We start from the raw sequence: 25564 nt of genomic DNA, 5'->3' as shown, positions 1-25564 counted from the left end.
TTGGCACACCGAGGTCGTCGGTCTTCCGCCCGGGCTCCCCTGTGCCCTGAACCACACAAAACGGGCCATTTGGTCGAGTAGGGGCTCCAAACGGATGACCTAGCCTGGACCGACCAGCGAGATCCGGGGGCTGAGGGCAAAGGAAGAGCACGTCCATGCGCATCACCACCAGTTCCGCACGTCGTCGACGGGCGGGGTACGTCACTGCGGCCGGCCTCCTCGGCCTCCTGGCGGCAGCCGGCACCCCGGCGTACGCCGCCACCGACGGCTCGGTGGTCCGCACGCCCGACGCGCCCCCTTCCGGCCACTCCGCACCGGCCGGAACCGCAGACGTGGCCCAGGGCGCCGCTCAGGGCACCGCCCACAGCGCTCAGGGCACCGCCCACAGCGCCGCCCAGGGCGCAGCCCACGGTGCCGCCCGGAGCGCCGCCGGGGTCCCGCTGGGGATCTCCCGGCTGGCAGAGGGCGCGGGCCGCCAGGTCGCGATCACCATCGACGACGGTCCGGACCCCCGCTGGACGCCCCAGGTCCTGGAGACGCTGCGAAAGAACCACGTCAAGGCCACTTTCTGCATGATCGGCACCAAGGCGCAGAAGTACCCGGAGCTGGTGCGCGCGGTCGCCGCCGACGGTCACCGGCTGTGCGACCACTCCGTCGACCACGACGTCACGATGGACCACAAGCCCGTCGCCTACCAGCGGCAGCAGATCCTCGACGGCAAGGCCATGATCGAGAAGGCCGTGCCCGGGGTCCCGGTCACCTACTACCGCGCGCCGGGCGGAGCCTTCACCCCGGACAGCCGCGCGATCGCCGCCGCGAGCGGGATGCGGCCGCTGGGCTGGAGCGTCGATCCCCAGGACTGGAACAGGCCGGGCCTGAAGGCCATCCTCGCCGCCGTGGAGGGCAAGCTCCCCCAGCAGCCGACGGTCCTCTTCCACGACGGCGGCGGCGACCGCAGCGAGACCGTCGCCGCGCTGAAGGAGTACCTGCCCTGGCTCAAGGAGCAGGGCTACGGCTTCTCCTTCCCGGCCCGCACGGCCTGAGGCCGTCCGGGACCGCCCCTCACGCTATGTGGGGAGGCGGAACCCGTTGAAGAGGTCGTCCATGCCGCGCAGGGCCAGCCGGGCCGGGGTGACCCGGACCGCGAGATCACGGACGGCCACCGCGACCGGATTGCGCAGGACGCCCAGACGTCCGACGCGACGGGCGCGAAGCCGCACGGCGTCGGTGCGGGCGTGGCGGGCGGCGGTGTACGCGGCGAGGGCGGCCGGGACGGCCGTGTCCCCGCCGTCGCCGCGCTCCCCGGCGGGCAGCAGACGGGCGAGGACCACCGCGTCCTCGATGGCCTGGCAGCCGCCCTGGCCGAGATTGGGGGCCATGGCGTGGGCCGCGTCGCCCAGCCAGGCCATCCGGCCGTGGTGCAGGTACGGCAGCGGCGCGGCCAGATCGTAGAGGTCGTTGCGCAGGACGTCGGCGGCGTCGAGGCGCCCGACGCGGTCCAGCAGGGCCGGAACGGGATCGTGCCATGCGCCGAAGCGCCGCCGCAGTTCGGTGCGCGGGTCGGCGAAGCGGGTGTCCGGCGGGACGACCGCGGTGGCGTAGAGGTAGTAGCGGCCGTCCACGAGGGGGGTCACCCCGAACCGCTCCCCCCGCCCCCACGTCTCGCTCATGGCAGGTATCCGCAGGTCCGGGGCGTCCACGATGGTCCGCCAGGCCGTCTCACCGATGTAGTGCAGTCCGGGGTGCGCGGGGAAGTGCGCGCGGCGCAGCGGACTGTGGATGCCGTCGGCGGCGACGACCAGATCGGCGGAAAGGTCCGGGCCCGCCGCCGTGCGGACGGTCGGACGGCCCTCGGCGTCGTCGACGCCGGTCACCTCGGTGCCGTAGCACAGGGCCGAGGGCGGCAGGGCGGCGGCGAGGGTGGCGGTGAGGGCCGGGCGCGGAACGGCGAGGGGTGCCATGCCGTAGCGGGCCGCCATGTCCGCGGTGTCCGCCCGGGTCAGCCACTGGCCGTCGGGGCGGCGCACGCCCATCGCCTTGGGCACGGCGCCGCCGATCGCACGGGAGACATCGACGCCGACGGCGTCGAGCGCGCGCAGGGCGTTGGGGGCGAGGCCGATCCCGGCGCCCGTGACCGGGGGTTCGGGAGCGCGTTCGCAGACGGTGACGCGCCAGCCCCGGCGGTGCAGCGCGACGGCGCTCGTGAGGCCGCCGATTCCGGCTCCGACCACCACCGCGTGACGGTTCGTCATGGCCAACCTCTCCGTTCGGGGCCCCCACTCTAGAACGGTGGGGTGACGGAGCACGCGCCCGTCCCGGTCCCGGTCCCGGTGCGCGGGAGCGGCCGTGGACTCAGCCCTTGGTGTCGGCCCCGGTCCCGGCCTCGGTCCCGGCGAAGAACTCGTCGGCGACGGCGCGGGCGCGGTCGATGTCGGTGAGCGGCTCACCGATGATGCGCCCCGCCAGTTCGGTGGCCAGCCCGAGGACGTGCTCGCGGAGCTCCGCCTCGGCGATCACCCGGTCGGCCTCCAGCTGCACGCCGGCGGCGGCGACCATTTCCTCACGCACCTTCTGTCCCTCGGTGCGGACGGCTGCGAGGAGGGCGAGGCCCTCCTCGTGTGCGGCCTGGCGGATCCGAGAGGCCTCATGACGGGCAGCGCTCAACTCGGCCTCGTACTCGGTCCGAATGTGCTGCGCCTCCCGCTGGATCGCCTCGGCCTGCTCCAGCCGGCCCGAGGTGATCTCCTCGCGCTCGGCGAGCGTCCTGTCGATCCTCGGAAGGAGGACCTTGGCCAGTGCGGCGAAGACCACGGAGAAGGTGATGAGGCCGACTATGAGTTCAATGAGATTCGGTTTCAAGGGTCCCATGATCGAATCGTAGCGGCCCGCTATCGGAACCGCTTCGAATTACGGCGCCTCCATGGCCTGAAATCACCTGTCCGATAATCGATATGAATTGACGTCAGCTGTCGCGGCGCGGGACCGGGCGAATTGACGGCGAATGGATTTCGCTTGTCCCTGCCGCGGTTTCTCGCCGAAGAACACCGCCATTGCCCATGGAACGGATGCGGGGCGAGCTGTGCCGCCGCACGGGCGCCCGGCAGCGGATCCGTGGATCGATGGCCGTGGTAGCGTCGCGCCGGAGGCTCACAGGTGCCCACCCCGGACGAGATGTGCGCCGTACCCGGCCCGCCAAGACGACGCACTCAGGAGGCGTCATGGCCGCAGGCACGTTCCTCATCGATTTCGACAACCCGGATCCCCGGCCTCGCGAGCTGGACGTCCGCTGGATCCACGGCTCGCCGTCGTCCAAGCACAACACCGACCCGGACATCCAGGTCCATGAGTACGACGAACACACGGTCATCCTGCGGCAGAACATGGCGATCAACTATGAAGCGCCGTTCCTCTTCCTGCTGTTCGGCAACGACCGGGCAGTGCTGATCGATACCGGGGCCACCGCTTCGAGCGAGTTCTTCCCCCTGCGTACGGTGGTGGACCGGCTCGTCGACGGCTGGCTCGCCCGCCACCCCCGCCGGGACTACCACCTGCTGGTGCTGCACACCCATGCCCACGGCGACCACATCGCGGGCGACGGCCAGTTCGCCGACCGCCCCGACACCACAGTGGTCGCGGCGGACCTCCCCACGGCCTGGAAGTACTTCGGATTCGACGAGAACCCCACCGCCACGGCGAGGGTCGACCTGGGAGGCCGCCGCCTCGAGTGCCTGGCCACCCCCGGGCACCACGAGGCGGCCGTCACGTTCTACGACCCGTGGACCGGGTTCCTCCTCACCGGCGACACGGTCTATCCGGGCCGCCTCTACATCCAGGACTGGCAGGCCTTCACCCGGACCATCGACCGCCTGATCGGGTTCTGCGAACGCAGACCGGTCACCCACGTCATGGGCTGCCACATCGAGATGACCACCGAACCGGGCGTGGACTACCCGGTCCGCACCACCTACCAGCCCCACGAACCCCCACTGCAGATGACCACCGACCACCTGCGCGAGATCCGCGCCGCACTCGACGGGATGGGCAGCCGTCCCCGCCGCCAGGCCTTTCCGCTCTTCGTCATCTGCCCGGACGACTGAACCGCGCTCGGATGGCCCGGCCGGAGTCCTGGCCCGCGTCGGATCGGGACCCCGAGCGGCTCATCGGCTCTTCTCGGTGATCATGTTGATCAGGGCTTGGGCGGTGTTGTGTTCGGAGTCGATGCCCGGGACTTCTCCGCCCTCGAAGGTGGCGGGTTCGGCGCTGCGGGGGAACATGGCCTGTTCGTATGCGGTGAGTGCGGTCTCGGGGTCGTCGGGGTGGGCGGCGAGGGCGTTGGCGAGTTCGGCGCCGTCGTACATGGCGAGGTTGGCGCCTTCGCCGTTGGGGGGTGTGAGGTGGGCGGCGTCGCCGAGAAGGGTGACCCCCGGTATCCGGTCCCACCGGTGTCCGGCCGGCAGGGTGTACTGGGGGCGCAGGACGGGTGCGGTGTCGGTGTCGGTGATCAGCGCGGTGAGTTCCGGTGCCCAGCCGTCGAATTCGGCGGCGATCCGGGCGGTGGCCGTGGTGGTGTCGGTGAAGTCGACGGCGGCGAACCAGTCCTGGGGCCGGGTCAGCGCCACGTAGGCATGGAGGGTGTCGCCGGATTCCCGGTGGGCGAAGATCTCCCGGCCGGGTGCGGGTGCGATCAGCATTCCACCGCCGACGGCTTTCGCGGCGGCAGGGTGGCGGGTGTCGGCGTGGAAGAGGTAGGTCTCGACGAACGAGGTGCCGGTGTACTGGGGTGTGGCGGTGGATACCAGTGGCCGGACCCTCGACCAGGCGCCGTCCGCGCCGACCAGCAGGCCGGTGGTGACGGTGGTGCCGTTGGTGAAGGTCACTTCGTGGCGGCCGCGGCCCAGGGTGCGGGCGCCGGCGGCCTTGTGCGCCCAGCGGACGGTGCCGGCAGGGAGCGAGTCGAGCAGGATCTGCCGTAACGCGCCGCGCTCCACTTCGGGGCGTGTGCCGGTGCCGTCGTCGGCCTGGTCGAGCAGGACGGTTCCGTCGGTGTCGAGGACCCGCATGGCCTGGCGGCCTTCCAGGACGATGGCGTGGAACTCGTCCATCAGGCCGGCCGCCTGAAGGGCGAGCTGTCCGTTGTAGTCGTGGATGTCGAGCAACCCGCCCTGGGCGCGGGCGGTCGGGGAGGACTCGGCCTCGTAGACCGTGACCGGGATTCCGTGGACGTGCAGGACACGGGCCAGAGTGAGACCGCCGAGTCCGGCACCGATGACCGTGACCGGCGTGTGCGTGTGCGTGTGCGTTTGCATGGTGACTCCGGAGATCGGGGCCGCCCGGTGAGCTCCGGACGGCCGGTTGGGGGAAACACTCCCGGAGCTCACCGACAGGCCACCGACGCCGAACCGGGCAGCCACCGACAGATGACCGACACGCCGCCCCGCTCGACCTGGACCACCGTCGGTCACGGCATGTCAGTGGTGTCCGGCAGGATGCCCGTACAGCACCACGAGCGGGAGAGATCCATGGGTACTTGGGACGTCGGCCCCTTCGACAACGACACCGCGGCGGACTTCTCCGGCGACCTCGACGAGGCACCCGAGGGCGAGCGCGAGGGCATCATCCGGGATGCCCTCCTCCGTGCCATCGGCACTCGTGACCACCTCGACCAGGACATCGCGGTGGAGGCGGTCGCAGCGGCGGCCCTGGTCGCCGCCCAGTGCCCGGGTGGCGAGCCCGTCACCACCGCGTACGGGCCGGACCTGCCCGTGCCCCGGCTCTCCACCGAGCTGCGTGGCCTTGCCGCCCGGGCCCTCGACCGCGTGGTCACCGAACCGTCCGAGCTCATGGAACTGTGGGGTGAGACCGACCGGGACGGCCGCGGCCCCTGGCGGGCCGGCATCGTCCGGATCCGTACGGTCCTCTCGACCGCATCCTCCGGGGGAACGCCGACCGCCCCGCTCGCCCAGGACTGAGCCAGGCCGTCCAGGCCGTTCAGGCCGTTTCTTTCGGATCTTGCCGGACGCCGCGGGCCCGGCAAGACCCGAAAGGGACGACCTGGCCCGACCGGCTGGGACGGACCCTTCTCGCGCCCGGACTCCGACGCCGCGAAGGCCTCCTGGCGGACCCGGGGCGGCCCGTCCGTCCGCCCTTGCTCCGGGGGCGGCCGAGGGCGACTCCGCCCAGTACGAGCGCCAGTCCGCACAGCTGTCGGGCCGTCAGTGCCTCCCCGGCGACCACCGTCCCGAGCAGTACGCCGGTGACCGGATTCAGCAGCCCTATCAGGCCGACCGTGCCCGCGGGCAGGCGACGAAGACCGGCGAACCAGGCGGCGAAGGCCAGCGCGGTGGCGACCAGGCCGACGTAGCAGAACGCGAGGAAGGCCGACGGGGAAACCGGCGGCGGGGCTCCCTCCACCGCCACGGCCACCGGCAGCAGGAGCAGGCCCCCAGCGGTGAGCTGCCAAGCGGTCGAGGCGAGCACACCGGCGCCGCCGACGCCCGCGGAGCCGGTGTTCCACCGCTTGGCCAGGACGTGGCCGACGGAAGACACCAGCACTGCCGCGGCCGAGGCCAGGACACCCGGCAGGCTGATCCCGCCCGCACTCCCGAGCAGCATGAGGCACACCCCGCCCAGCCCGATCACGGCGCCCGCCAGGTGGGCGGTGCTGGGCCGCTCGGCGACCAGGGGCCAGGCGGCGAGCATCATGATCAAGGGGGAGACCGCCATGACGGTCGAGGCCACGCTCGTCGGCAGCAGCTGGGAAGCGGTGAAGACGAGGAAGAAGAAGACGCTCACGTTGAGCAGCCCGAGTGTGGCGGACCGCCCCCACCACGCGCCGTGCGGCCGCCGGCGGCACAGCGCCAGCAGTACCAGGCCGGCCGGCAGCGCCCGCAGGGCGGCCCCGTACAGCGGGTGGTCCGCCGGCAGGAACTCATGGGTGACGAAGTAATTGGCTCCCCAGGCCACCGGCGCCACCGCGGTCAGCGCCACCCAGCGCGCATTTGCTTCCATGGAAGGTAATATAGCTTCCATGGAAGCAAATGTGTCGTCCGCGGAGCACGGTCCGCCGCTGGACCGGGTGGCCCGGATCCAGGCCGACTGGCGCCGCGAAAGGCCCGACCTCGATGTCGGCCCACAGGGCGTGATCGGCCGGCTGCACCGCCTCGCCGGCCGGCTCGGCGCGGAACTCGACCTCGTCTACGGCCGCTACGGCCTCGGCGAGGGGGAGTTCGACGTCCTGTGCGCACTGCGCCGCGCAGGTGAGCCCTACGAACGGGCGCCGGGCGAGCTCGCCGCGCACACCATGGTCACCACCGGTGCGATGAGCAAGCGGATCGACCGCCTGGAACGGTCCGGGCTCGTCACCCGCCGGCGCTCCGACGACGACCAGCGCGGCCGGATCGTCGCCCTCACCCCGGCCGGGCGCGACCTCGTGGACCGGGCCTTCACGGACCACATGCGTAACGAACGCCGCCTGCTGGACCTCATGACGCCCGAGGAGGCCGCGGCACTCGAAACGCTGCTCGCCACCTGGCTGTCCCGCCTGGAGGGCTGACGCGGGGGCGGGCTCCGGCCGGGACGGCTGCCGGCACCCGCCGATCCCCGCGCCCGGCCCGACCTGGAGAATGCCACGGTATGAACTCTCAGTCACCGCGGGGCCCTTCGGACGGACTGCTCCGCGCCGTGCGGGGGTACCCGCGCCGCGCGCCGCTGACCCTCGCCTACGTATGCCTGCTCCTGGCGAGCCACGCCTGGGTCGGCCACGGCCTGTCCACCGAACGGGCGGCCACCGTGCTGGGCTACGTCAGCACCAACCTGGACAACCTCCAGGACCATCCGCTGCGCGCGCTGCTCGGCAGTGCGCTGTTCTTCGACGGCACGCTCACGGACGTCGCCTCCACCGACTTCGTGGGTACGTTCATCACCCTGGGCCTCGGTGTCGGCTGCTCCCTGGCCTGGGTGGAGCACCGGTGGGGGAAGGCGCGTGCCGCAGCCGTGTTCCTCGGCGGGCACGTCGCCGCCACCCTGCTCACCGCTGCCGTCATCACCGTCGCGCTGCGGCACGGCTGGTATCCGACGGCCGTCCGGCAGGCCCTGGACTACGGGGTCAGTTACGGAGCGCAGACCGTGCTGGCGATCGGTACGCTCGCCCTGCCGCGGTGGGGCCGCCTCCCCTGGGCGGCCTTCGTCCTCGCCTGGCCGCTCGGCGGAGCCGACTGGAGCGGGCCGCTGCCGGACTTCACCACCGTCGGCCATCTGGTGGCGGTGGTCCTCGGGTTCGCGCTGTTGTGCGTCCCGGCCTTCAGGCGGAGGCGGGTCCGCGCGGTGGCCGCCACCGCCGGTCCGTCGCGCACTCCGAGCGGCTCCGGACCGCAGCGGACGTCGCCACCGGCAGCCGGAACGCGGACGCCCCCCTCGGCCTGAACTCCGGCGCCCCGGCCGGCGGACCGGTACTGCGCTCAGGGTGATTGGCGGTGCTCGGATTCGCGGACGGGCTGCGCACTACAGCCGCCCCCCGGTCATCCAGATACGTGACATCGCATCGGCGAGGGCCGGGTACCGGGCGGCTTCGCACAGCATCTCCGAGAGCACGAGCATTCCGTGAGCGGTGCTCCGCGGATCGCGGTTCTGGTGCAGCCGGATGACCGCGTCGCTCAAGGGCCGGCGCCCGAGGAGGACGCCCGAACGCCGAACGGCGGCGGCCCTCTCCAGGTCGGCCCGGCCTCCGCCGAACGGCAGGGCCTCCGTGCGGCGCAGGCCCGGCGGCGCGGCCGCGTCCCGTACATGGCGGACGTACGCTTCCGGCGGGGCCTGACCGTTCTCGAAGATGTTCCGGAATCCGGCTATCCGGAGGCTCGTATTGCGTGGGCGGAGCTCGATATAGAGCTCTATGAACAGGCCGCGCAGTTGGACGTGGAGGGGGAGGTAGGGCATTTCGCCCTCCTTGCGCCCGGCTCCGCCGAAGAATCCCTGCGCATCCTGCGCCTTCGACCGGATGGTCGACGTCAGGGATCGGTACTCGTCTGCCGTGGCGAGCGCCGGGGAAAACAGCATCGGTATCAGCATGGGCGGCCTATCGGGGGAGAGTTCCAGTACGCGGGATTCCCGTGACGGATCTGACCGCAATCGCCTTGATCCTGCTGCACTCACGCATGCACATCACCACCTTCGCCAAATTTCGCCGACGGGTCGTACCCCGTCGGCGCCGGGTTCGGTTCGATGCGGTCCTTTTTAGTCGTCCGGGCGGCAGTCAAGAGCGTTATTGGCCTGTGATGCTAAGAAATCGGCGTGCGCTCCCAGCAGCCCGGACGGCCGCACCTGCAGCCCAACGAGGCTTGCCCGAGGCCGGGTTGAAGACGGAGCAAGGCGCCGCTAGACGGTCGCCGACCAGCCTCTTCCCGCGGGTCGAGGGGCTCCGCATGTACGCTCGACCACCGTAGAGAAGAACGAAGAGAAGGTGACACAGTGCCGCTGCTGTTGATGGGCATACTGCTGCTCCTCAGTGTGGCCACGGCGGGAGCGGGCATCGTGATCGCCGTGCTCCTGTTGAACAACCGCCCCCTGCCGCCGGCCAAATTCTGTGCCGTTCTCGCTCTGATCCTCTCTGCTTCGGCGGCAGCCGTGTACTGCTACGGCTGGTACTCCGTCACCTTGGGCGGGCCCTTCCCGGAGTTGTGCGAGGACCGAAACGCCTCCGGCGCCGAACTGGCGGGCCCGCAACAGGAGTACTGGCCTCTTCGCAACGCCTGTGTCTACTCCGACGGGTCAGCGGTGGAGTACGTCTCCTCGTCCCTCAACGTGTTGGTCCGCGTGCTGGCCGGCCTTGCCGTCGTCCTGGCCGGCGCCGCCGCGTTCCCGCGCCGCCGGGCCCGGAAATCTCCCGGAGGGGGCGCCGTTCAGGGGCCGGCGGTGGCAGTGCCACCGCCGGGCGAACAACGGACCCCCTGACGGGGCATGCGGATCCGGGTGGCGTCAGTGGAACTCCACGTCGCACACGGACAGGAAGAACTCGCCGGTCTTGCGGCCGTTGCCGCCGTCCGGGGTGTCCGGTCCGCCATGACCGCCCCAGACGTGCACGATCGCGGCCCGCCCGGACCGGGACGGGAGGGTGGCGAACTCCCAACGGGTGGAGTCCTCCTCCCGCGGTGCCCCCTGGATCTCGATCAGGAACGGAACGGGCTCCAGGTCCTCCCACGAGAGTCCGTTGCCGGGGTCCCACCCTTCGCGGGTGATGAACCAGCGGTGCGACCACGTCTCGTCCGTGTGATAGGCCATGTAGTCGTACGAGAAAGTGTGACGTGCGGCGGAGGCTTCCAGCCGGGTCGTGGGCCAGTCACCGAGATCCGGACGGGGAGCGAGGTCGAGACCTGCGAACGCCGGGTTCCCGGTGGAGGCGACCGTGCTGCCCTCGAAGAACTTCCGGTACTCCAGATAGCGCAGGGCGTTGTTCCAGGGGTAGTCGGCCAGCATCCGGTCGGCTCCCGGCAGCACCTCCTGCCAGGTGGTGCTGGTGTTCTCGGCCCGCGCCTTCGCACAGATCGGAGAAGGGTCCTCGTCCCGGATGGCGGCGGCGGCCCGGCTGCGCGGGTCGTTCATCGTGCCGTGCCGCGGAGCGTTGTGGGCGACGCCGGAGTGGGCGCCCCGGGGTGCCCGAGGGGCGGTCCAGGCCGCCGAAGCGGCCGCGGCCACGGTGACCTCGTTCGTGAACGGGGTGAACGAACCGTCGACTTCGGCCCGGATCTTCACCCGGTACTGGGCGTCGGGCTCCTCGCCCAGGTCCACCCAGTGGGAGTTGGACGGTGACCAGTCCCAGGACGGCCAGTGGAGGAACACCGTCTGGCGCGCCTCACCGTTGATCCACACCTCGTAGACGTGCGGGTAGGGAGCGTCGCCCTCGTTCCAGTCCGCCGGCGGGGGCCAGGTTCCGTGGTCGGGCTGGTTGTCACCGATCTGCCACCGCAGATGGATGCCGAACATCCGGTGGTCGCCGTCGGATCGATGCCTGATGTCGGCCAGGAGCCCGGAGGGTGCCTGGATCTCGGTGCTGCTGCTCATGAAGTCCTTCTCCTCCCAAGAAAGAGGTTCTCGGTCGGTCGATCCTTGCCGGTTCAGGTACGGTCGTCCGGCCGCGCCGCACACGTGATCGTTTCTGCTTGTCGGTCCCCCACCCGGACGGCCCCACCGCTCGGAGCGGACGTCGTGGCCCCGACGCGCGATCACGTGTGACAGGTGTAGGTGAAGGAGCCCTCGGCGCGGGCGGATTCCGGCGACAGCACCTCGAGCACAGCGGTGGCCTTCATGGAGCCCGGCCCGTGGAAGGCCCAGAGGAGAGTGACCTCGGTCAGTCGCGTTCTCGGTGCGATGGGCTGCTGCACCGGGCTGGTGACCGTGCCGTCACTGCGGCGCCAGCGGTAGCTCACCGTGCCGCCCGCCCCATTGGTGCGGATCGTCGCCGACACCGTGACGACGCCGTCGCAGCCGATGGCCGAGGAGCTGGGACGAACGGTGACTCCCGTCACCGACAGGGGATCGCCGCCCTGCTGCCGGACGAGGAGCAACACGGCCGCCAGCCCCGCCCCCGCCAGGACCAGCCCGCCCCGGCGGACGCCGCGCCCGGGCCTGGCACCGGCGGTGTGCGGCGCGCCCGGGGGTTCCGGGACGGTGCCGTGCCACAGCGCCGTGAGGTCTCCCCGGCCGCCGTCCTTCTCGACGGACGGCATGCCCCAGGCGGCGTCGTCCAGGAGGGTGGCGCTGGTCGCCTCGTCGGCCGGGTGCGAGCGGGGGAGGAAGACGGTGAGCTCTTCGTCGTACGGTCCGTGGTCCATGGCCGGCTCAGAGGATCGGGTTGCAGTCATCGGCGTAGAGCACCTTGTACGTACCGTTGCCCGTCGCTCCCGCCGGGTTGCTCGACACCTGGACACCCCAGTACGGGTAGGGGTCGCCGGGTCCGAACGTGTGGGCGTACGTATGGCTGAACGAGGTCTGCCCGGCGGGGATGGTGATCCTGTCCGTCGCCACGACGGGGCCCAGGCCCCGGGTGTTGCTGTGGAACCAGGTGAGGACCAGCGTTCCGGTGGAGGCGCCGTCGGATTTCACGGACGCGACCGCCTGGGTGCCGAACTTTCCGGAGCAGCCGTGCTGGGACAGGGACACGGCCAGCACCCGCAGAGTGGGGGAGACCACGGGCGGTGCGACGGGAGGCGTCGCGGGGGCCGCGCTCGTGGCGGAGGGCGTCGGCCGTGCTGCGGATTCCGTGGAAGCGGATCCTGCCCCCGGAGCGGACGGCGAACCCACGGCCGCCGTGGAACCCTCCGTGCCGCTGTCGGTCCCGCCGCCGGCCGGGGGACCGGCAGCGGTACCCGACTGCTCGGTACCGGGCGCGATGGTGGAGCGTGGCCCCGTGGGCTGCGTGCCGGACGGGGAGCCGGGCACGCCGGGCGTGACGGTCGAGCCGGCGGCCTCGGGAGCGTCGCCGACCGCGTCGGCGGAGTGCGGAGCGGAACCTGTGGCGCCGGCCTCCTCCTCGTCCCCTTCGGCGAGCGCGGACAGCGTGAGGACTCCGGTGAGGAGCAGGGCTGCGGACGCGGCGACGGCCGTCGACCGGCGCCGGCCGGCCAGGCGGCCCCGGGATCGCGGCGGATCCGACGCCGCCGCCCCCTGTCCCGTGGACGGTGCCGTCGCCCTCGCGGTGGTGGTCGTGGCGAGGGTGGTGTCCGCGAAGTCCGTCGCCCCGGTGGCGGCGCCGTCCGTGGAGCGCGCCGGCATCGACAGGAGCACGAGGAGCGCGGCCATTCTGCGCTGCCCCCGCACCTCCCAGTCCTCCCCGTACGCACCGGCCGCCAGCGCATCCAGCTCTCGGACGAACGCGGCCGCGCTCGGCGGGCGTTCCACGGCCCGTTTGGCCAGGCCGCGGCGGATCAGCGGGCGCAGCGGCTCGGGGACCCTGTCGTCGGGTATGGGCGCCTCGATGTGCTGGACCGCCAGTTCGGCAGTGGTGGTGCCCGGGTACGGCTTGGAGCCGGAGAGGCACTCGAAGAAGACGGCCGTCGCGGCGTAGACATCGGTGACGGGGGTGACCGGGCGCCCGGTCCATTGCTCGGGAGCCATGTAGGGCGGGGTGCCGGCGATGTCGGACGCGTCCCCGCTGGCCACCGCTATCCCGAAGTCCACCAGCTTGGAGCAGCCGTCGAGGCCGACCAGAACGTTCTCCGGCTTGTAGTCCCGGTGCACCAGTCCGGCCTCGTGAGCTGCGGCGAGGCCGAGCAACGAGCCCTTGAGCACGGTGAGGGCAGCCTCGGGACCCGTGGGGCCCTCCTGGCGCAGCAGCGTCCTGAGCGAGACGCCGTCCACCAACTCCATGACGATCGCGGCACCTTCGAGGTGCTCGACGTAGTCGTCGATCCGTACCACGTACGGTGACCGCAACCCCATCAGCACACGGGCCTCGGCGCGGAAGGCGTCGCGCGCGCCGTGGGTCAGATACTTGATCGCCACCGGGGCGCCGGAGGCCTGGTCCAGGGCTTCGACGACCCTCCCGCAGGCCCCGGCGCCCAGTTCCCTGCCGTGGATGTAGCCGGGAACCTCCCACTGCCGAGTCGAACCCATGTCCCCGTTGTTCACTGTTCCCTCGCCTGCATCGTCGTCGTGCGCGCCCGGGAGCACGCCTCCCACCGCATCCGCATCCGCAGCGGCCGACCGGCCGCTGCGGCCAGTCAACCGGTGGGCCGTGCCGAGGCGCGTGAGCAACCGGTACTCACCCGGCGTGCGGCACGGCCACGATCACGGCGGCGACGGAGGTGTGCTGGTAGGCCAGTTCGAGGTGGGTGGGACGGGCGGTGGTCGTGAAGCCCGCCGGCTGCTCGGCAGAGGGCTGTGGCAGGGGGACGGGTGTGAAACCGCAGGCGGTCAGGCGGTCGAGCCAGGTGCGCGTCGGCTCGTGCCGTTCGTAGCGGGTGGTCTCGCAGGTGGCGCCGACGACATCCGCGATCTCGCGGCCGAAGAACCGCTTCATCTCGTGCTTCTCGGCGTCGGTGGCACTGGTGGCGTCGATCGCGGCGAACACCGTGCCGTAGTGGTGCCAGGCGTTCGCCAACCTGACCCGCAACGGGACGAGGTGGTGATCGCTGTCGGGTTCGCACAGCGCCACCGCGGCCGGCTCCAGCGCGCGCAGTCGCCGCAAGAGTGCCGTGCGTGCGTCCGGTTCACCCGAGTGGTTCCTCATGTGGTGGAGCGCGAAGGAGGCCGTGACGAGCAGCGGACGCGGCGAACGCTCGACCATCGCCCACACGCTCTCGTCCACGTCCTCGCTCGCGGCGAGAACCGGATGGAAGTCGACCCGGGTTCCGGCGGGCACTTCCGGTCCGTTCAGGGCCCGGCCGGCCGCGTCGAGGCTCGGCGCGGCGACGTCGACACCGATGACGGTCACTCGCTCCAGCCCCGCGCGGGTGACCAGGTCCAGCTCTTGACGGCCCTGACCGATTCCGAGGGCGAGCACGGTGGCCTCCCGCCGGTCCACGCAGTGTTCCAGCAGGGCATCGTTGGCGAGCTTCCCCGCACGCAGGAAGGGCAGGTGCTGGTGCATCAGGTAGAACAGGTCGATCTGGGGCATGCCCTCGCTGCGCAGGTAGAGATTGGCGGGCCGGTCCCGGCCGAGGCGGGTGGCCAGACCGGCGAGGAAGTAGTCGCTCAGGCCGGGGCTGTCCTCGGAGAACTCGCCCGCCTCTTCCAAGAACGCGGCGAGCAGGTCGAGTTCGCCGGACTCGGCGGCGGCCGCCGCCTTCTCGAGGAGTGAGTACACGTCGCTCATGTCGTCTTTCGATGGAGGCCGATGGAGGTCGATGGAGGTCGATGGAAGGCGAGGCTCGGCGTGGTCAGAAGGGGGCGACGCATTGCGCGAGCGCGTCCAGGGCGGCATGCGGCCGGACACTCGTGCTGGCCAGGCCGGGAAATCCGCCCCACGCGAGGCAGCTCCGCAGGTGTTCGACGAACGGGACGGTCCCACCGCGCCCGCGGCGAAGCTCCGCGTCCGCGAAGGGCCCGGGGAGGCGAACGGTGTCGACGGGCTCCGGCTGCGCGTCGCAGGGGTTCGCCTTGAAGGACGGACCGGGACCGATCGTCAGGTCCAGCGGCGCCCTCATGCCGACGCGTGCCCTCTCCTCGCGGGCCCAGGCCTCCGCCTCGGCGACGGCCTCTTCGAGGGGAAGGACGACGAGGGGATCGAAGTGCGAGAGGTACGTGAACGGATACGTCTCCGGGACGTCGACGATCGCGCCCCTCTTCGGCTTCGGGCCGTGCTCGCCGGGGTCGTGGCGGAGCCCGTCCTCACTGCCCGACAGGTCCACGGAGCCGACCACGAGATAGAAGGCGCGCAGCGAGAGCGGCAGGGGTCCGCCCGTGAGGCCCTCCAGCCGCTGTACGGAGCGGAGCGCGTCGAGCGGGGGCGGGACGAGGGCGCGCGCCTTCTCGTGGAAGGGGTACGCCCCGGCGTGCAGTCTTTCGACGACGGCCGCCAGGCCGCACCGCACCCGTTCCATCGTCTCCATCGCGACGGCCTCGGCCTGCGCGGCGAGTGCCTTCGGCGGTCTCCGGTCGAGTGCGGCCAGTTCCTCCCACACCCGCTCGTGCTCACCGGCGAGATAGCGGCTGACGAGACTTCCCTCCGGTGGTTTCACCCTGCTCCCGGCCGCTGCTTTCCGCCGATGCTTCTTCACGCGTGCCGCGGCCTCGGCCACGAGTCCGGGGTCGAGCCGGTCGAGGAGCGCTCGCGCCGTCGCGCCGAGCTCGCGGTCCGGCGCGGCCATCAGGGATCGTTCGATCCAGCGGGGCTCGGCCGCAGCCTGCGCGGGCGTGAGCTTTTCGAGCACGGTCCTGGCGGACTCGCTCCGGATGTCGCCGGAACGGAGCACCTGCTCCTCGAACAGACGGGCGAGGACGTCGAAGGCGCGCGAGGGACCGGCGCGCAGCAGCGCGTCGATCGCTGTCGTCTGGCGGTCGAGGCGGGCATAGTCGTTGATCGGGACGCCCTCCAGCGACAGGGGCGAGGCCGCCGCCTCGAGGGCCTCCGGCGTCCCGATCTCGAGCAGATGCAGGCCGACGGCGGGGAGGAACCGCCGACGCCGAGTGAACAGCTCGCGCAACGCGGGAACCGCAGGTGTGTGGCGGGCTGCCGCCAGGCGGTCGGCGAGCCATTCCGCGAGGTCTCCATCGGGGCCGTCCGCCTCGGTGAACCAGCGCGTCCTCAGGAGTGCGTCGAGCAGCCCCGCGCCTTCTCGAAGGGCCGGATGCCCGCTGAAGAGACCTGCTTCCTCGGCCTGGTCGAAGCGGAGCGCGCCGCCGCTCACGCAGGCGAGGAGGCCGGAGATCGGTATGTCCGCGATCCTGCCCTTCGGGATCTCACCGGGAGCGAGTGACCGGCGGCGGAGCATGCCGAGGAGGATCTCCGGTGACGCCGAGGAGGGATCGCGCTTGATGATCTTCTCGGCGCGCCCCCGCATCACGAGTTCGAAGGGGACTCGGTGGTGCCCGAAGGTGAAACCGTCGAGATCGACCCGCATCACTTCCAGCGCGAACACCATGGCCGCGGTGGGCTCGACGGCGGCGAGGACCTCGATGGCCGCGTTCATGGCGGCGGGACTGCCGTCCGTGAGCGCCGCCATGAACGCCTCGCCCGTCGGATAGCACTCAGCCAGGGGCCGGACACCGCCCGTCCAGAGGCGACCGGCATGGGTTTCACCGACGTTGATACCGGTGCCCGCCGCGGCCGCGTGCAGCTCGGCAGGGTCGTGTGCGCCGAGCGCCCGCACGATGCGGGAGTTCACGTCATCGATCAGGGCGGCCGGATCGGCAGGCTCTTCTGCGGGACTTACGGGATCTGTGCGATCTACGGGCATTGCCTGATTCCTTCTTGCCGTGCTTCACGATCCGGCGGGCACGTCCGGCGGGGTGCCGAAGGCTCAGGGGCGCCCTACGGACTTCAACGTACGGCCTCCGCCCGGGGGAGACGCGGCATCGCGCCTTCCGGCCGACACCGCGTAGAGGGCACCGCTCACCAGCAGCCCCACGACGAAGGAGATGTCGGCGCCGCCCATGGCTTCCGCGACCGGTCCGCGGAAGAAGGTGGTCGAGAAGAACGGGACCATCGCGACGAGCCCCATGACGTACGAGACCAGGCCGCGCCAGGACCAGCGTCCGTAGACGCCCCGGTCGTCGAAGATGTCACCGATCACGTACTGGCCTTTGCGGATGGCGTAATAGTCGACGAGGTTGACCGCGGTCCACGGGACCAGGAAGTAGAGCATCAGCAGGACGAAGCTGCTGAAGCCGGCCAGGTAGTCGTCGGGCAGGGACAGGGCGACCGCGAGCACCACGGCGCCGACGGATATGACGACGGCGGCCCGCAGACGGCTCGTCGGCCGGTTCGGCCGGAAGGCGTCCACCGCGCTCACCGTTGTGAGCATCGCACCGTAGGTGTTGACGCCCATGACGCTGATCAGGGCCAGAGCCGATACGAGCACGGCGAGTGAGCCGAAGCCCGACATGATGCCGTTACCGGTCCGGAGCAGGCCGGTGACGGCGTCGTCGGACGGGATGCGGCTGCCGACGAAGGCACCCAGGGACATCAGCCACACCGCCGAGCCGGCCGCACCCGCGTACGTCCACCAGATGACCGCGCGGGGGTCGGAGTCCGCGGGCAGGTAACGGGAGTAGTCCGACACGTAGACGGCATAGCTGATCTGGTAGCCGGCCGCAGCCGCGAAGACGGTCAGGAACGATGTCCACGTGCTGCCGGTCTCGGGGGCGACGACCGGCGCCGCGCCCCACCACTGGACGACGGTTCCGACGGTGAGCACCCCGAACACGAGGACGAGGAGCCCGGTCAGGACGCGTTGTACGAAGTGGATCAGATCGTGGCCCACGAAGGCCAGCACCACCGACGCCACGGCCAGGACGGGGTACCACAGCCAGGGGCCACCGCCGATGGTCCGTGCCAGTCCCTGGGCCGCGAGTACGGTGTTGAAGACGTTGAAACCCAGGTAGACGAAGATGACGGCCGTGAACGGTACGACGGCTCCCCGGACCCCGAACTGGGCTCTGGACTGGATCATCTGAGGCAGGCCCATACGGGGACCCTGGTTGGCGTGGACCGCCATGAACAACGTGCCGAAGCAGGCCCCGAGGACCACGGCCGTCACCGACCAGCCCAGGCCGAGGCCGATCGAGGGCCCGATGAATCCGATGACGAGAGTGGTCAGTACGAAGTTGCCGGAGAACCAGAACGGGCCCTGGTGCCAGAGTTTGCCGTGACGTTCGTCCGCGGGGATGTAGTCGATGGACCGCGTCTCGGGGGCGGTCAGCAGAGTGAGACCGCGGCGCGGGGCTTGCTGGTCGTGCACAGGGGTTCCTTTGCGCTCAGAGCCGGGAAGAGCGGCCGTACCGCGACGGGGCGGCCGGCTGCCACGGAGGAGTCAACCGGGCCCCGGATCCCCGGCACATGAGCAAGCGCTACTCATCCCGGTGACGGGCGTCGAAGAGGCCACGGGTGCAGGGAAAACGCAACTTCGACAGGGTCCGCACAAGCGGCTACCTTCACCTGGTCCCCGGCGATCACCCACGGTCGCACCGGAGTTCCCGCAGGCTGAGCCACCCCCCGACCAGGGAGAGACGCATGCCCCATCTTGCTCTGTACACGTTCGGCGTCCTGAAGACACCTCTCGTCGATCCCGGACCTCTCACGCGCGAGTTCTACGAAAGCGGTGAAGCCGTCTACGGGAAGATCAGCCGGCACCCCGGGTACCTCGGTCGTGCCGAAACGGCAGGCGGCGACCAGGGCATGCTCTTCGAGGCGGACTGGGGTGCGTGGGGAGAGTTCGCCGTACCGTTCGACCCGGACGGAACTCCGGCCAGGGTCACGGGCATCGGGCCGAAGAGCGACCGACTGGTGCCATGAGGCCGGGCTACGGTCCGGTCCCGAAGGCAGTCATCCGCCGAACCGGCGACAGAGCGATCGGGATCCACACACCGGCAAGGCAGGCGGCAAAGGCTCCCAGTGCCCACCGGATGCCACTGGTCGCGGCCAGAGCACCAGCCGTCGCCGAGCCGAGCGCGACGGCGCCGGTGAAGAGCACGCGCATGGTGCCGTTGACCCGGGCCATGAGGCCGGCGGGGGTGACGTGTTGCCGGAAGGTCATCATCAGAACGGAGTCGAAGCCGACCTTGAGCATGACCAGCGCCCACCCGGCGGCGGCGAGGGGGGCGGGCACGGGCCGGTCGAGCAGGGGGATGGCGAAGGCGAGGGGCGCGACGGTGACTCCGACGAGCAGGACGGCTCGGCCCGCACCGAGCCTGTCGGCCAGCCCGACGGCGGTCACGGCACCGATCAGGCCACCGACGCCGCCCGCGCCGAGGAACATCCCGAGGGACCCCTCACTCCAGCCGAGCTCGGTCAGTGTGAGCACCGGGAGCAGGGTCAGCACGCCGGCGATGCCGATGTTGACCATGGAACCGGAGATCACCACGGTACGCAGCACGGGCTGACGGACGACGAACATGATGCCTTCGCGGATCTCGTGCGGGAGGCGCCGTCGGGGGGCGCCGGGGGCCGGACGCTCGTGCGTGGTGAGTGTGGACAGCCATCCCGCGGACCACAGGTATCCCGCCGCCGCGACGAGCAGCACCATGGGCGCGTTCAGCAGCCCGGCCGCCCATCCGGCCAGGGGCGGACCGGCGATGACCGCAGTCTGGGTGATCGTGGCCAGGCGCGCATTGGTGCGTGCCAGCAGGGCGCCGGGAGCCAGATCCTTGACGAAGCTCTGGGTGCCCAGGTCGAAGAACACCGTCGCCACCCCCTGAACCACCACGACCGCCAGCAGGTGGGGCATCGTCACCCGCCCGAACCACGCGGCAAGGGGCACGGTCATCAGCGCAGCCGCCCGCACCAGGTCCGCGCCGATCATGACCGGACGGCGCCGCACCCGGTCCAGCCACGCGCCGACCGGCAGTCCGAGGATCACGAAGGGCAGCGTCAGCGCGGTCCGCAACAGCGAGGTCCATCCCGCCCCCGCGTTCAGAACGGTGACCGCCGTCAGCGGAATGGCCACCAGGCCGATCTGGGAACCCCACAACGCAACCCCGGACGCCGTGAGATACCGAACGCGGTCCTTCGGAGCGGTGGCCGTTCCCGTCGTGGTTGCCGTAGCTGTCTCTGTCATGGCGGGCAGCCTTCGGGACTCGTCACGTGGCTTCAACGGATTCACGCTAGAGTGAATCCTCGTGATGTCCACGCTCACCTTGTCCCTGGGTGCGGCCGATCTGAGCCAGCTGCGGTGGGCCGTATCGCCGGCCTGGGAGCTATTGGCATCCATCAGGACACTGACCCGGCCGGCACGCCACGCGATCCACATGCCGTGGCTTTCCGACCACCGCCACGACCCGCTCCTCACCGGACCCGGGACGTCCCCGGCGCGCGACATCGCCGCCGGTCCGGCCGACCACCTTCCCGGGTTCCTCGCCCCCACCCCGCGCTCGCCCCTGACCGCGCTCGACGACGAGCTCGACGAGGTGCGCCGCACCCCCTCCCATGTCGTCCGCCGAGACCTGGCCGCGGCGTTCGGCGACGATCTGCCCGCCGGCCTGGCACCGATGCTCCACGCCCCCGGAAGGGAACTCGAGGCGATCGTCGACGACTTGCGCCGCTACTGGCAGCGCACCCTGGACCCGGCCTGGCCGAGGATCCGGGCCCTCCTCGAGTCCGACATCCACTACCGGGCGCGTTCGCTGACCGAGCGCGGACCGGCGGCGATGTTCGCGGACCTCCACCCCGATCTGACCTTCGACCGGGCCACCGCAACCCTGCGGATCGCCGGCCGGCAGGCAGGACGCCCCGATCCGCACCGGTCGCTCGACGGGCGCGGTCTGGTCCTGGTGCCGTCCGCATTCGCGTGGCCGAAGCTCTACTTCAAGACGTCGGAGCCCTGGACCCCCGTGATCCGCTATCCCGTCCGCGGCATCGGATCGCTCTGGGAAGCACCCGCCGACACCACCGACCTGGCCCCCGCGCTCGGCTCCACCCGCGCCCTTCTCCTCAACCTCCTGGAAACGCCGGCCAGTACGCTGGAACTCGCCGAGCGAACCGGACTGGCCCCTGGCGGTGTATCCGCACACCTGCACAGGCTCGCCCGAGCCGGCCTCATCGCACCCCACCGAACAGGGCGGATCGTGCTCTACGCCAGAACGGCCAGGGGCGAAGCCATGTACCGCTGAGGCGGCCGTGCGCGCGTTCGCTACTCGCCCGTCCTGCGCTCCGGACGATCCTGGGCGAGGGGCTCGTCACAGGTGATCACGACCGGCGCGTTCGCCTCCGCCCGTGCGCGGTCGGAAGCCGCCGCGATCTCCTCGTAGGTCCACTCCTCGGCGGGCTGTTCGGGGACGAGTCCCAGTTCGTACGTGGCGTCCTGAAGGAGGGATTCGGTGACGCGTATGCCGGTGAGGCTCTCGGCCAGCGCGAGGACCGCAGCCTTCCCGTCAACAGCCAGGGCGTTCTCGTCGTGCTCTCCTTCGGGAGTCAGCGGGAAGCCGACCTCCCGCAACAGGGGCACCAGTTCATCGCGACTGCTTCCTTCGCGCGCCGACGGGCCCTCGAACGTCGTACGGAGCTCACCGTCCTCGAACCAGTGGAAGAGATCGATGGGCTTGCCGCCGTTGCTCGAGTGCGCCACGACCCGGCCGCCCTCCGACAGCGTCCGCGCACACGGCACCCCGAGGCCACCGTCGAAGCCGAGGACCACCGTCCAGTCGTCCTTCCCTGCTGGGACCTTGAAGGCGCCCGCGACGTAGGACTCGTCCCAGTAGTCGTAGTCCGACGCGGCACGGTGAGTGTCATTCGCCTCGATCAGCCCGGCCGTGCCCTCCCCGGTGCCGCGCGGCTCCGCCTCCATCGCACGCAGCACTTCCTGCGGGCTCCGACCTCGTATCAGCGTCAGGGTGTACCCGCTCTCCACCATGTGGCGCAAGAGCGGCGAGGTGCGGATCCAGGCGTAGTCGTGTGCGGTCACCGAGTTCATACGAAGCAGTGTGCCCGACGCCTCTGACAGTGCCCGCGAGACGTTCGTGCAGGCTCCGGACGGCCACATCCTGGGCGTCGGGTTCGTGCATCTCGACGGCGCCCGGATGGAAATCCACGAACAGGGCCACGGGCTCCATGTCCTCGACCCCGAAGAACGACACATGACCCGCACCGCCGAACTCCTTGGCGGAAGTCCCCGCAAAGATCAGCGGAAGGCGGTACTCGCAATAGGTGTCATAGTCGCGGAAGGCCCCGCTCGCGACGATGTCGGCATGGTCGTGCAATGACACGCCGTGGACCCGCAACAGGCTCGGGGACGGATTGACGCGCAGGTGATCCAGGAGAGCCGCGACCCGGGAGTCCCGCCCCAGCTTCCGGGCCTCCAGGAGATGGACGCCGGGATTTCCCTCGTCGTCCACTGCCGGCCGCCATTCCCTGATGTCATCCGCCGTGATCTCATGGCCGACCTGCCGGAGCTCGTCCAATGCCTCTTCCAGGGTCGAGGCACCCTCGACGACGAGATCCGTCAGCAGGTCCTCGTCGAACGGATCGAACCTTTCCGAGAACCGGGGGAGGGGTTCGAGCCGAGCTCGCTGCTCGATGAGGATCTGTTCACGCCACGCCTCGAACTCGTCCACGGAGGGGAATCCGAGGCGCATGTGAAATGCAATGCCGAATGTCATCTGCTGTCCACCCTGATTCGTATGGGTTCGGTCCACGGCGCGGTCCGCCGTGACCGCGCACATCTCGCCCATCGCCGACCGACAGCGCCCGGGCCTGCCCCGTGAACGCACCGCCCGAGCCCCGGCCGGGCACACACGCGTTCGGATATGATCCGCCAGTGGGGGCTGAGGAATGAATCGAAACGGTGCGGTGCAGCGTTGGCCGCTGGTCGGCCGCGACGCCGAGCTGAAGGATTTCGACGAGGTCGTGTCGGAACCCCGTAGCGCCGGGTTCCTCGTCTTCGGGCCGGCCGGCGTGGGCAAGTCCCGGCTGGCGGAGGAGTGCCTGGACCGTGCGGCCGCGCTCGGGCACCGCACCGGCAGGGCGGTTGCCACCGCGGCGGCGGCGTCGGTCCCCCTGGGCGCCATCGCACATCTGCTGCCCGACGGCGTCGATCTGTCCGACCCGGTCTCGGGGTTCGCCGGCGTGGCCCGACGGCTGTCGCAGCCCGGCGCGGCGCGCCCCCGCATGGTGGTCCTGGTCGATGACGTCCACTTGCTCGACGCGACCTCGGCGATGCTGTTGCGGCAGCTGATGGACTCCGGGGTCGTCTTCCTGCTGGGAACGGTCCGGTCGGGAGAAAGCCAGGCGATCGCGGTGGCCGCGCTCGGGCACGGGGACGCGGTGCGGCAGGTGGACCTCGCCGGGTTCACCCGGGAGCAGGTCGTGACGGTGCTGGAACAGGTCCTGGAGGGGCCCGTCGGGAGGAGCGCCGTCAACCACCTCCTGTCGAACAGCGGCGGAAACCCCCTCTACCTGCGGGAGCTGGTGGTGGGGGCAGTGGCCGCCGGGGTGCTGACCTGCGACGGCGAGATCTGGGACATGACCGCGGACCGGCTGCCGGGCACGCGGCGCCTGACCGATCTGATCCGCTCCCGGCTCTCCGTCGCCCCACTCGCCGGCCGACAGGTACTGAATGTCCTGTCCCTGTGCGAGCCGCTGTCCCTGGGACACCTGGAAATGGACGCCGAACCGCAGGCCCTGGACCAGTTGGAGCAGTCGGGGCTGATCGTCGTCGTCCAGGAGGAACGGCGCACGGCGGTCCGGCTGGCCCACCCCCTCTACGGCGAGGTGCTGCGCGCCGACATGACGGCGCAGTGCCGCAGGGACACCCTGCTGCGGCAGGTCCATCTGCTGAAGCGGAGCGGGGCCCGTCGCCGGGAGGACGCGGTCCACCTCGCCACCTACAAGCTCGCGGCCACCGGCACGGCCAACCCGGTTCTGCTCGTCCGCGCGGCGGTCCTGGCCGCGCACGCCCGCGAGTACCCCCGCGCGCTCGATCTCCTCCGGGCGATCCCGCAGGAGCACCAGAGCTTCCAGGTCCAGCTGCTGCTGGGCAAGACGTTGTACGAGGCCGGTGACTTCCAGCAGGCCGAGCACGTGCTGTCCGAGGCCGACGGCATGGCCACGACCGAACAGGAAGTCCTGTCCGCGCTGCCGCTCCGGACGCAGAACCTCCTGTGGGGGGTGGGAGTGCCCTACGCGGACGTCCTCGACGTCATCGAGTCCGCCCGTGCCCGGGTCACCAGCCCACTCGGCCTGTACGTCCTGCGGGTCAACGAAGCCGCCAGCGCGCTCACCGTGGGAGACGTCAGGCGCAGCCTCGCGCTGAGCGCGGACCTCGAACCGGAGGGCGCGCGGGCACCGGACGCCCAGACGTGGCTGTGGGCCGCCATGACGAGGTCCACGGCTCTCGCGGTCACGGGTCGCGGGGAGGAGGCCGAGGGCTGGATCCGACGTGCCATCGCCTTCAGCTCGGCCGTCGACGAAACCCGCTCCACGGCCGCGGACGAGGTGGCCCTCCGGGCGGTTCTCGTCCTCGCCCTGGCGGAGAGCGGTCGCCTGGCCGAGGCCCAGGAGGTGGGTGAGCGGGCCTTCGCGGGCCTCACGGACGCGAGTGTGACAGCGGATCGCCGTCTCCTGGCCTTCTATCTGGCTCGTGGCGCATGGACTGCCGGACACCCGGCCCAGGCACGGCGCTGGTTCGCAGAGGTGGCCCGAGCGTCCCGCCCGCACACCCCGGTCGTGCTGTCGATGGCACTGGCGGGTCTGGCGGCGGCCGCCGCGCTGCAGGGAGACTGCGAAGCGGCGGAAGCGGCCCTGGCCGAACGCGACCGGCTGCCCGCCGCGGGGTTCTTCCCCGAGGAGAGGCTCGGCGAGGTCTGGCTGTACGTCGCCCGCGGTGAGCTGACCCGCGCACGAGCCGTTCTGACGGAGGCCGTAAAGGAGGCGTTCGAGCGCGGGGAAACAGCGTCCGAGGCGATTCTGCTGACCGATCTCGTCCGGCTCGGGAACGCGGGGGAAGCCGCCGGGCGGCTGACCGAGATCGCGGCGGAGCGCACCGGGAACTTCCACCGGTCCCGAGCCGATCTTGCCGTCGCCTGGTCCGCACGCGACCCCGAAGGGCTGCTCGCCGCCGCGGACGCGCTGGGGACCATGGGAGCGGACCTGCTGGCCGCCGAGGCGGCGAGCACCGCTGCCGCCCTTCTGAGGGCGGCCGGGCAGAGCCGTCGGGCCAGCGCCGCCGCCGTCCGCGCAGAGGAACTCGCGGCCCGCTGCGAGGGAGCGAGGACCCCTGCTCTCATGGCCCGTGAAGCTGTCGTGCAGCTCACCGGGAGAGAGCGCGAAATCGCGCTGCTCGCCTCCCGGGGCATGCTCAGCAAGGACATCGCCGGTGTGCTGACGATCTCCGTACGTACCGTCGACAACCACCTGCAGCGCATCTACAACAAGCTCGGCATCACCACACGCAAGGAGTTGACGGACCGGCTGCTTCCATGACCC

Annotated in this window: 23 protein-coding genes, 1 pseudogene and 1 riboswitch; of the genes and pseudogenes, 11 read left to right on the top strand and 13 right to left on the bottom strand. The window is 71.0% G+C overall.

The genetic code is table 11. The annotated features are described in order from the left end of the window. Nucleotides 1–155 precede the first annotated feature (155 nt). Entirely contained in the window at nt 156–1043 is an 888-nt protein-coding gene (locus ACXNSR_RS03180) for a polysaccharide deacetylase family protein (protein WP_458640605.1), read from the top strand. 24 nt (nt 1044–1067) lie between these two features. On the opposite strand, the gene ACXNSR_RS03175 is transcribed toward ACXNSR_RS03180, so the two are convergent. Continuing rightward, nucleotides 1068–2252: an FAD-dependent oxidoreductase gene (locus ACXNSR_RS03175; RefSeq protein ID WP_458640604.1), complete on the bottom strand. Its 1185-nt coding sequence runs from the start codon at nt 2250–2252 to the stop codon at nt 1068–1070. 100 nt (nt 2253–2352) lie between these two features. Beyond that, nucleotides 2353–2868 carry a F0F1 ATP synthase subunit B family protein gene (locus ACXNSR_RS03170; protein ID WP_458640603.1) on the bottom strand — a complete coding sequence of 172 codons (516 nt, stop codon included), beginning with the start codon at nt 2866–2868 and terminating at the stop codon, nt 2353–2355. 271 nt (nt 2869–3139) lie between these two features. Then, a riboswitch (guanidine-III (ykkC-III) riboswitch) is annotated at nt 3140–3207 on the top strand. Nucleotides 3208–3218: 11 nt separating this feature from the next. On the opposite strand from ACXNSR_RS03170, the gene ACXNSR_RS03165 reads away from it, so the two are divergent. Continuing rightward, entirely contained in the window at nt 3219–4097 is an 879-nt protein-coding gene (locus ACXNSR_RS03165; RefSeq protein WP_458640602.1) for an MBL fold metallo-hydrolase, read from the top strand. 60 nt (nt 4098–4157) lie between these two features. On the opposite strand, the gene ACXNSR_RS03160 is transcribed toward ACXNSR_RS03165, so the two are convergent. Then, nucleotides 4158–5306 (bottom strand): FAD-dependent oxidoreductase, encoded by a 1149-nt coding sequence (locus ACXNSR_RS03160; protein WP_458640601.1) that lies wholly within the window; start codon nt 5304–5306, stop codon nt 4158–4160. A 213-nt stretch (nt 5307–5519) separates the two neighbouring features. On the opposite strand from ACXNSR_RS03160, the gene ACXNSR_RS03155 reads away from it, so the two are divergent. Then, nucleotides 5520–5969: a DUF4259 domain-containing protein gene (locus tag ACXNSR_RS03155; RefSeq protein ID WP_458640600.1), complete on the top strand. Its 450-nt coding sequence runs from the start codon at nt 5520–5522 to the stop codon at nt 5967–5969. 19 nt (nt 5970–5988) lie between these two features. On the opposite strand, the gene ACXNSR_RS03150 is transcribed toward ACXNSR_RS03155, so the two are convergent. Continuing rightward, nucleotides 5989–7008 (bottom strand): EamA family transporter, encoded by a 1020-nt coding sequence (locus tag ACXNSR_RS03150; protein ID WP_458640599.1) that lies wholly within the window; start codon nt 7006–7008, stop codon nt 5989–5991. A 19-nt stretch (nt 7009–7027) separates the two neighbouring features. Between ACXNSR_RS03150 and ACXNSR_RS03145 the strand changes: the two genes are divergently transcribed. Beyond that, nucleotides 7028–7552, top strand: a complete 525-nt coding sequence (locus ACXNSR_RS03145; RefSeq protein ID WP_458640598.1) for a MarR family winged helix-turn-helix transcriptional regulator — start codon at nt 7028–7030, stop codon at nt 7550–7552. 80 nt (nt 7553–7632) lie between these two features. Beyond that, nucleotides 7633–8421 carry a rhomboid-like protein gene (locus tag ACXNSR_RS03140; RefSeq protein WP_458640597.1) on the top strand — a complete coding sequence of 263 codons (789 nt, stop codon included), beginning with the start codon at nt 7633–7635 and terminating at the stop codon, nt 8419–8421. A gap of 78 nt (nt 8422–8499) precedes the next feature. On the opposite strand, the gene ACXNSR_RS03135 is transcribed toward ACXNSR_RS03140, so the two are convergent. After that, a complete protein-coding gene (locus tag ACXNSR_RS03135) occupies nt 8500–9051 on the bottom strand; it encodes a ribosome-inactivating family protein (RefSeq protein ID WP_458640596.1) in 552 nt (183 codons plus the stop codon). Nucleotides 9052–9462: 411 nt separating this feature from the next. On the opposite strand from ACXNSR_RS03135, the gene ACXNSR_RS03130 reads away from it, so the two are divergent. After that, a complete protein-coding gene (locus tag ACXNSR_RS03130; RefSeq protein WP_458640595.1) occupies nt 9463–9945 on the top strand; it encodes a hypothetical protein in 483 nt (160 codons plus the stop codon). A gap of 24 nt (nt 9946–9969) precedes the next feature. Here the strand turns inward: ACXNSR_RS03130 and ACXNSR_RS03125 are convergent, their stop codons facing one another. From ACXNSR_RS03125 to ACXNSR_RS03100, 6 genes are all read right to left on the bottom strand, one after another. Further along, nucleotides 9970–11052 (bottom strand): lytic polysaccharide monooxygenase auxiliary activity family 9 protein, encoded by a 1083-nt coding sequence (locus tag ACXNSR_RS03125; RefSeq protein WP_458640594.1) that lies wholly within the window; start codon nt 11050–11052, stop codon nt 9970–9972. A gap of 161 nt (nt 11053–11213) precedes the next feature. Further along, nucleotides 11214–11852, bottom strand: a complete 639-nt coding sequence (locus ACXNSR_RS03120) for a hypothetical protein (RefSeq protein ID WP_458640593.1) — start codon at nt 11850–11852, stop codon at nt 11214–11216. Next, a complete protein-coding gene (locus ACXNSR_RS03115; RefSeq protein ID WP_458640592.1) occupies nt 11830–13602 on the bottom strand; it encodes a protein kinase domain-containing protein in 1773 nt (590 codons plus the stop codon). The genes ACXNSR_RS03120 and ACXNSR_RS03115 overlap by 23 nt, the downstream gene beginning before the upstream one ends. A gap of 148 nt (nt 13603–13750) precedes the next feature. Further along, nucleotides 13751–14803, bottom strand: coding sequence for a GRAS family protein (locus ACXNSR_RS03110; RefSeq protein ID WP_458640591.1), 1053 nt, complete (start codon nt 14801–14803; stop codon nt 13751–13753). 64 nt (nt 14804–14867) lie between these two features. Continuing rightward, nucleotides 14868–16814 (bottom strand): hypothetical protein, encoded by a 1947-nt coding sequence (locus ACXNSR_RS03105; protein ID WP_458640590.1) that lies wholly within the window; start codon nt 16812–16814, stop codon nt 14868–14870. Nucleotides 16815–16949: 135 nt separating this feature from the next. Beyond that, complete coding sequence (locus ACXNSR_RS03100; protein WP_458640589.1) at nt 16950–18389, bottom strand: purine-cytosine permease family protein; 1440 nt, start codon at nt 18387–18389, stop codon at nt 16950–16952. 272 nt (nt 18390–18661) lie between these two features. On the opposite strand from ACXNSR_RS03100, the pseudogene ACXNSR_RS03095 reads away from it, so the two are divergent. Next, a pseudogene (locus tag ACXNSR_RS03095) lies at nt 18662–18874 on the top strand (DUF3291 domain-containing protein); the annotation flags it as partial. 76 nt (nt 18875–18950) lie between these two features. Here ACXNSR_RS03095 and ACXNSR_RS03090 read toward each other — a convergent pair. Beyond that, nucleotides 18951–20204 (bottom strand): MFS transporter, encoded by a 1254-nt coding sequence (locus ACXNSR_RS03090; RefSeq protein ID WP_458640588.1) that lies wholly within the window; start codon nt 20202–20204, stop codon nt 18951–18953. Nucleotides 20205–20268: 64 nt separating this feature from the next. On the opposite strand from ACXNSR_RS03090, the gene ACXNSR_RS03085 reads away from it, so the two are divergent. Then, a complete protein-coding gene (locus ACXNSR_RS03085) occupies nt 20269–21255 on the top strand; it encodes a DUF5937 family protein (RefSeq protein ID WP_458640587.1) in 987 nt (328 codons plus the stop codon). Nucleotides 21256–21275: 20 nt separating this feature from the next. Here the strand turns inward: ACXNSR_RS03085 and ACXNSR_RS03080 are convergent, their stop codons facing one another. Further along, on the bottom strand, nt 21276–22055 hold the full coding sequence (locus ACXNSR_RS03080) for a DUF6461 domain-containing protein (protein ID WP_458640586.1): 780 nt from the start codon (nt 22053–22055) through the stop codon (nt 21276–21278). Between the two features lie 10 nt (nt 22056–22065). Here ACXNSR_RS03080 and ACXNSR_RS03075 point away from each other — a divergent pair, with 10 nt between their 5' ends. The 3 genes from ACXNSR_RS03075 to ACXNSR_RS03065 all read left to right on the top strand — a co-directional run bounded on the left by ACXNSR_RS03075 (nt 22066) and on the right by ACXNSR_RS03065 (nt 25561). After that, entirely contained in the window at nt 22066–22344 is a 279-nt protein-coding gene (locus tag ACXNSR_RS03075) for a hypothetical protein (RefSeq protein WP_458640585.1), read from the top strand. A 6-nt stretch (nt 22345–22350) separates the two neighbouring features. Continuing rightward, complete coding sequence (locus ACXNSR_RS03070; protein WP_458640584.1) at nt 22351–22845, top strand: hypothetical protein; 495 nt, start codon at nt 22351–22353, stop codon at nt 22843–22845. A gap of 85 nt (nt 22846–22930) precedes the next feature. Continuing rightward, on the top strand, nt 22931–25561 hold the full coding sequence (locus tag ACXNSR_RS03065; RefSeq protein ID WP_458640583.1) for a helix-turn-helix transcriptional regulator: 2631 nt from the start codon (nt 22931–22933) through the stop codon (nt 25559–25561). The last annotated feature ends 3 nt before the right edge of the window (nt 25562–25564 follow it).

The organism is Streptomyces sp. NC-S4 (genome assembly GCF_054353315.1).
Note: the sequence above shows the minus strand (reverse complement) of the source record. Positions and strands in the feature narration are given on the sequence as shown.